Genomic DNA, 6,743 nt, shown 5'->3' on the forward strand with positions numbered 1-6,743 from the left:
AGGACGAGGACGCGCCGATCTTCCAGGTCGCCGATTACGGCCTCGTCGCCGACCTTTACCAGGCGGTTCCTGAGCTCACCGACGCGCTCGGCAAATAGCCGAAACCGGCGGCGGGAGGGGCGCCGGACAAAAATCGCGAAAACAACCCCATGCACAGTAGAGACCGCGTGGGGATCCCGAATTCGGCCGAACCGAAACCGGGTTTGACCCGTCGGGCAAAACAGGGGCATGATGGCAGGGTGCCCGGTCCCGCTGCCACGCGCCGCGGCAGCGCACGGCAGGTTCAGGCCGATGGTGTTCAGGCCGATGGTGCCGCGCGGCGGCTGGCGTACAGCAGCACGCAATTGCTGATCACCAGGCACAGCACCGCGATGAGGCTGGCGATGGCAAAGGCGTGGCCCGAGCGCTGCAGCACGCTCACCAGGAGCGGTCCGACGATCTGGCCCGCGCCGAACGCGGCCGTCATCACGCCGACGGCGAGCGGCGCCGGCGTGCCGCCGAGGCGAAGCGCCTCCCTGATGCCGGCCATCGTGATCAGCATGAAGGTGCCGCCGACGCACAAGGCCGAGAGCAGAAGGGTCGGCACGTTGATCCAGAGCGCGGGCACGAGCACGCCGATCGCCAGCACCCACTTCGCGCGCGTCCAGAGCTGCCAGGGCGCAAGGCCGCGGCCGAGCCATCCGCTGGCGAAGGTCGACAGCGCCGCCGCCGCGCCGAACACCGGCCACACCATGCCGAACAGCGCGGGATCGTCGATATAGCCCTTGGCGAGCGCGGGCAGGAACGTGGCCGGAATGATGTAGCCGAAACCGAACGCGCCGTAGCAGATCGCGGCGACGATCGCCGGCCACGGCAGCGCGCGGCCGGGCGCGGGCTGGTCCGGTTGGGCCACGGACGGCATGCCGGCGCCGACGGGCCGCCACAGCAGCAGCGCGAGCGCGCAGGCGACCGCGCCGAGCACGATCCACGTGGCGCGCGAACTCCAGGCGTCGAACGCCGCGACGAGGCCGAAGGCGCCGGCGAACGCGATGCCGATGCCGACGCCGGAGAAGACGTGGCCGGACCAATCGTCCTTGCCGTGATGGCGCAGGATCGGCATCGCCCAGGCCGAGGTGCCGACGAGCACGAAGGCGCTGGCGGCGCCGCCCGCAAATCGCAGGCCGAGCCAGAGTGGCGCCCAGTCCGTCAGGCCCATCGCGAGCGTGGTGACGCCGACCCCGGCGAGGCCCCAGCGGATCGAGGCCGCGGGGCGCGGCGCGAGCGCGATGCAGAGCAGCGCGCCGACGAGGTAGCCGAGATAGTTGCTGGTCGCGAGCCACCCGGCGGTCGCAAGCGACAGGCCGGCATCCTGCTGCATCAGCGGCAGGATGGGGGTGAGCGAGAAACGGCCGATCCCCATCGCGCTCGCGAGCGCCAGGAGCCCGACCGAGGCCGCGGTCAGCGCCGAGGTCTTGAGGCCGGGTGTCCCGGAATCGGGCGCGCCGAGATCGGTTGTCTTGAGATGACTGTGCATGCCCGGTAGATAAACCCGGCGCGATATTCTACAATACTGAAAAGATATGCATAAGTTATTCTCGAAAATAGAACGGAGCGACCGACATGGATTTCGCCGACCTGCAGGTCTTCAAGAGCGTGGTCGATGAAGGCGGCATCACCCGCGCCGCGGCCAAGCTGCACCGGGTGCCGTCGGCGGTGACGACGCGCATCAAGCAGCTCGAGGACTCCATGGGCGTGAAGCTGTTCCACCGCGACAAGCAGCGCCTGCGCCTGGCGCCCGCGGGCGAACTTCTGCTCGGCTATGCGGAGCGGCTGATCCGGCTGTCGAAAGAGGCGCGGGACGTGGTGACCGGCACGACGCCGCGCGGCGTGTTCCGGCTGGGATCGCTGGAGAGCACGGCGGCGAGCCGCCTGCCGGCGGTGCTGTCGGAGTTCCATCGCCGCCATCCCGACGTGCGGATCGAGCTCGCCACCGGCACCAACGACGCTCTGCTCGGCAAGATCGCCGAGCGCAAGCTCGACGCCGCCTTCATCGGCGAAGCCCCGGGCGATCGCGCCTTCGATCACATGCCTGTGTTCGCCGAGCGCCTCGCGCTGATCGCGAGCGCGGCGAGCCGCCCGATCAAGCGGCCGAGCGATGCCGACGGACTTTCGCTGATCGCATTCCCGGACGGCTGCGCCTACCGTCGCATGCTGCAGCGCTGGCTCGGCGCCGACAGCCTCGTCACGCGCCGCGTGCTCGATCTGTCATCCTACCATGCCATCATCGCATGCGTGGCCGCCGGCACGGGCATCGCGTTCGTTCCGGAGTCGGTGCTCGCGATCGTGCCGCATGCCGATGTCAGCAAGCACCGGGTTCCGAAGGCGCAGGGCGACATCACGACGCCGCTGGTCTGGCGGCGCGGCGAGGCCTCGGCGTCCGTGCTCGCGCTCCGCGACCAGCTCGCGGCGCGGCCGCGGGGAAAAGCAGTCGCATCGAAGTCGGGAACGGAGAGCAGTCATGCGAGCAGGGCGGGCGCGAATTAGCTTGCCTTGCCTGGCGTCCTTGAGCAGTCTTGCCGGGAAGGAGACCAACGCATGAAGATCATGACTGTCGCGTGTGCGCTCGGAACGGCCCTGGCGCTGCTTGGGACATCGGGGGCCGAGGCCCGGACGCGGAAACCTCATGCCGCTCCCGCGCAGGAAAGGCTCGTCGTCACGGCGCCCGTGCTTCGGCCGACGCCGTGGGATTACAACGTCGTTCCGCGTTATCGCTATCGCCCCGAAGACGATCGCGTCGATCCCTACGGCCCGCCGCTGGTGCCGTCCTATGTGCGCTACGAGGGATGGCGCTGGCCGTATTGGTGGTAGCGGAGACCGAGAATTCGTAAGGCGTGCAAAGCGAAAGCGCGCCCACGCATTTTTCACGATCGAGACAGGTGGTGGGCCCGGCGCAAATGCGCCTTTGCCCACCCTGCGGCACCACGTAAGAACTGGCGCCGTAATTCCGGAGCCGGCGATCAGTAACGGCCGCCGCTGCTCTTTTGCTGGGTGATCCAGTCCGACAATGTCTTCGGTGTCGATTTCGCAGCCCGGCCCAATGATGCCTTCGGAATGTCGCGGACGCCTTTCGCCGGACGGGTGCGCGGCGCTTCCGTTGCGCTGACGCGATTCAAGGAAGACGTCGATGCCTCGGCCGCTTCCTTCTCCAGGCGCAACTGCTTCAATCGCGCCATCTTGAGGCGCTCGGCCTCGACTTCGGGTCGTTCGGCGAGCGGCGGCTTGGGTTGAACAAGCTCGGCCGTAACAAGGACACCGAGAATGGTCGTCTCGCCGAGCGCCTTGCAGGCCTCTAACCGATGCAGTCCCTCGACCAGAACGAGGCGGTCTCCGTCGAGCCGAACGGAAATGGGAGCCTGTTGCCCGATGTCCAGAATGCTTTCCGCGATCTCCGCGACGCTCTCGGGCTTGATTGTCTTCTTCTGCTTCGTGGGAACGAAGATGTTTTCGATCGGGAAGCTTTCCGGTTTGGGCATAAGTTGACTCCGCTTCTACCGGTCCCGTCGGAACATATGCCGGCGGTGGTTGGAGTTTAGGAGGGAAGGGCTCGGCCGCATAGGCAATTTCGGTGGCGGGGTGTTGATGAGCGTAGAAGCAGGAACCTACGAGCTGTTTCCGACGGGCGTCGAGGGCTCAATCTTTGCAAGATGCATTAGTTCTGAGATTGCGCGACGAAGCTTCAGCTTGAGGTCGTCAACATCTTGGGGCTTTGTTATGTACGTCCTGTTATGAGCAGCCGTGTCTCCTGCAGACTTGACTTCTTCAAGAATGTCGGCGCTACCCCGTCCGAGCTTGATGTATTGGCCGCTCCTAGCGATACCTATGATTTCGCCAAGTTGAAGGTAATTGCCTTGGTGCTTGATGGCCGCTGAATGGCCGTTCTGTTCGAATGCTTCAATCAGCAACGTTTCCATTAGCCGCCGACAAAGCACCATGCATCCGTCGAAGAAGCCGAACTGATATGAGCCGTTTATTTGAAAGACGAGTGTTTCGAGATAGCGTCGGGTAGCTAGAAAATCGTCGCTAGCCAATACATGGCTCTCGACCTTAGGTGTTGGTCGCTTCAGTAACGCTTGATACTTCTGGTCGAGTGCGGACCTTCTCGACAGCTTAATTTTGAACGAGCCCGATTTCCTCCCGCGAACCACGTCGGCATTCGCAACTAGACGTTTGTCCAGCCGCGAAGAGTTTACGGTTCCTCGAAGTGAGAGGTCGTGCATCACGTTTGCCAATTGCGTGGCTGTCACGTCGGTCGCTCCCGACGATTGATCGAGAAACCAAAGCAAAGCGACAGCCAAGTCGACCTCGTTCAAATCCAGGCTGGCCAATCCTTCGCCAAATACGACTAGATCATTGCTCATTCTGTGCGAGCCGTTTCTCGAAGTCGACTTTGGCTTGGCCGCTCAGACGGTAGCTCGCGGGCGGGCCACCAGCACGTCGTTGCACTGACGTAAGAAATTTGCTCATGTTCGCCTTCAATGTATTGGAAACATTCGGGAGGCTGATGCGAATGTCGAGCGCGTCTAAGACGCGATGAATTTGTCCCGAAGTCAGCGGCTCGCCGGCGGCCCAGAGTACGAGTGCGACCTTGTTGTATCGGTCTCCCTTTGCATGGATGACCTTCTTTGTTAGGCGATCAAAATCTTGTCGTTCTTTGATCTGATTGGCCAATGCGTTCGCGTCGAATGCGTTCTCTGTATTGCTTTCCGTCTTTCTCTGGATTGACCGCAATTGCTTCTTCTTAGGGGCCTCAATTTCCACGTCTGTGGAATCTACTTTGGTTGATGAGCCATTCTCATCCCACCATCGTTCAAGAAGGGCATCAACGTCAGCGCGGGGGCCTTCAACTTCGATCTCTCTAACGCCAACCCGCAACTTGATCTTCACTGCATTCGTCATTGCGATCCTCATTGAAGTAGTCGAAACGATTACGCGCTAGTGAAGCTAACGCGACAAGACCACACTCATGCCTAACTCGGTTCGTCGGATTGGAATGAGAGCTTTGTTATGGCGGCCACACGCTTGGCCCCTTCGCCCGTAAGTTTGTAGGTTTTCCGCGCCTGCCGAGAAGTGCCGCCCTTTTTCAGTTGAAGGACGAGCGCGGGGCGTTCGCTCTTCAGCGCAGTTAATGCCTCTGTGATATTGCCAACGCCGTGGCCGAGATCTTTCAGCAGAGCATTTAGGGTCTGAGCGGGAAAGGCAGGCGCGCCTTCACAGATCTGTATCCAGTAGGCTGCGATCAGAGCTTTGTCCTTTTCGGTCGTTGGATTCGCCGCATCGAATAACTCAGCGAAGCTGTTGTACTCGCTCGCATTAGCCGAATCGGCTGTGAGTTCGATTGAGCGAGCCGTCCATGGCTCGATGGTGGCCTGGGTTCCGCAAAACCGACTTAGAGCCCAATGAAGTGCCCTGGCTCGAGCAGCATCGTCCAATGGCTCCAACGCATCGGCGATTTTCTTCATCGCATCTAGTTCGTCGAATCCGGTCACTTGAGGATCCTCCTGTTCAATTTGGCGCCACTCTACGCCGCGCGTGAGCTGAATGTCAATAAATGACACGATGTTGTTCTTGTAACATCATGTAATAGCTGAATATTATTTTGAAAAATGACCTATAAGTAACTGCATATCTATGATGCATTGCACCCGACGAACTCCCAGTCCTTCCCTGATCAAGACAAGATGGAGTTGTCTGGACGCGCGGTGATGCGACACTCCTGTCGTAAAAGTATTTAAGATCAATAATTTAATGGAGATTTGGGGCGATCTTTGGATCGAAGTTCTCGCCATTGCCATCTTGTCTTGATCAGGGAAGGACTGGAAGCTCGTTGGATGTGAAGATGAAAGGTAGGTTGTTATATTGGTCAATCTCTATTCACTTCATTGAATCAAAAAGGGCGGCCTCTCGGCCGCCCTTCGTGAATGCCCGGGGTATGCCCGGCATAGCGATCCTGGTTAGTGAACTACGCTCTCACGAACACCCCGTCGTGCTGCCGCACGTATCGCACTTCATGCACGTGCCGTTCCGCACCAGCGTGAAGTTGCCGCACTCGCTGCACATCTCGCCCTCATAGCCTTTGGCCTTGGCTTCGGCGCGGCGCTCGGCCTTGCTGGGGGCTGCGACCGTCGCGGCGCTGCCGGCCTTGCTCCACTGCAGGGCTTCGAGCTTCTCCGTCGGAGACAGGTCGTGGGTCACTTCCTGCTTCAGCGCGACCGCGCCTTCAAGGACGTCACCGACCCGGGCGCTCGCGCCGTGTCCGGCCAGAGCGGTGACCTTGCTGCCGCCTGACGGAGCGCTGTCATTCCCCTGGGCGACCGCGGCGCTGCCGCCGCGCATCACGACGAGGTTGTCGGTGCGGGAGCGGGTGAGGCCGCGCGAGACCAGCTTGGTCGCGTGCTGGGTCTCGTCGGGCTCCTTGCCTTCCTCGACGCCCTTGCCGAGCGCGTCGAAGTTCGACTCGGTCGGATCGACATGGGCGAGATCGAAGCGCGACATGTAGCTCACCGCCAGCTCGCGGAAGACGTAGTCGAGGATCGAGGTCGCGTACTTGATGCTGTCGTTGCCCTGCACGGGGCCCGCCGGCTCGAAGCGGGTGAAGGTGAAGGCGTCGACATATTCGTCGAGCGGCACGCCGTATTGCAGGCCGAGCGACACCGCGATGGCGAAGTTGTTGATGAAGGAGCGCAGCGCCGCGCCTTCCTTGTGCA

7 protein-coding genes and 1 pseudogene are annotated in these 6,743 nt (G+C 61.9%); 2 read left to right on the top strand and 6 right to left on the bottom strand.

Features of this window, described 5'->3' with window-relative positions:
• Positions 1-298 precede the first annotated feature (298 nt).
• Positions 299-1,513 carry a YbfB/YjiJ family MFS transporter gene (locus tag QM712_RS35755; RefSeq protein WP_415027853.1) on the bottom strand — a complete coding sequence of 405 codons (1,215 nt, stop codon included), beginning with the start codon at positions 1,511-1,513 and terminating at the stop codon, positions 299-301.
• Between the two features lie 86 nt (positions 1,514-1,599).
• Between QM712_RS35755 and QM712_RS35760 the strand changes: the two genes are divergently transcribed.
• Positions 1,600-2,523, top strand: a complete 924-nt coding sequence (locus QM712_RS35760) for a LysR family transcriptional regulator (RefSeq protein WP_415027854.1) — start codon at positions 1,600-1,602, stop codon at positions 2,521-2,523.
• Between the two features lie 51 nt (positions 2,524-2,574).
• Positions 2,575-2,847: a hypothetical protein gene (locus QM712_RS35765; RefSeq protein WP_415027855.1), complete on the top strand. Its 273-nt coding sequence runs from the start codon at positions 2,575-2,577 to the stop codon at positions 2,845-2,847.
• A gap of 149 nt (positions 2,848-2,996) precedes the next feature.
• Here the strand turns inward: QM712_RS35765 and QM712_RS35770 are convergent, their stop codons facing one another.
• From QM712_RS35770 to QM712_RS35790, 5 genes and pseudogenes are all read right to left on the bottom strand, one after another.
• On the bottom strand, positions 2,997-3,512 hold the full coding sequence (locus tag QM712_RS35770; RefSeq protein WP_415027856.1) for a ParB N-terminal domain-containing protein: 516 nt from the start codon (positions 3,510-3,512) through the stop codon (positions 2,997-2,999).
• 126 nt (positions 3,513-3,638) lie between these two features.
• Positions 3,639-4,397: a hypothetical protein gene (locus tag QM712_RS35775; protein WP_415027857.1), complete on the bottom strand. Its 759-nt coding sequence runs from the start codon at positions 4,395-4,397 to the stop codon at positions 3,639-3,641.
• The gene (locus QM712_RS35780; protein ID WP_415027858.1) at positions 4,387-4,935 is read right to left on the bottom strand and encodes a hypothetical protein; all 549 of its coding nucleotides are present in this window, start codon (positions 4,933-4,935) and stop codon (positions 4,387-4,389) included. The genes QM712_RS35775 and QM712_RS35780 overlap by 11 nt, the downstream gene beginning before the upstream one ends.
• A 71-nt stretch (positions 4,936-5,006) precedes the next feature.
• Entirely contained in the window at positions 5,007-5,594 is a 588-nt protein-coding gene (locus QM712_RS35785; protein ID WP_415027859.1) for a hypothetical protein, read from the bottom strand.
• A 412-nt stretch (positions 5,595-6,006) separates the two neighbouring features.
• Positions 6,007-6,743 (bottom strand): annotated as a pseudogene (locus QM712_RS35790) (vitamin B12-dependent ribonucleotide reductase); the annotation flags it as partial.

It is taken from the genome of Bradyrhizobium sp. (assembly GCF_047605465.1).
Classification (GTDB): Bacteria; Pseudomonadota; Alphaproteobacteria; order Rhizobiales; family Xanthobacteraceae; genus Bradyrhizobium.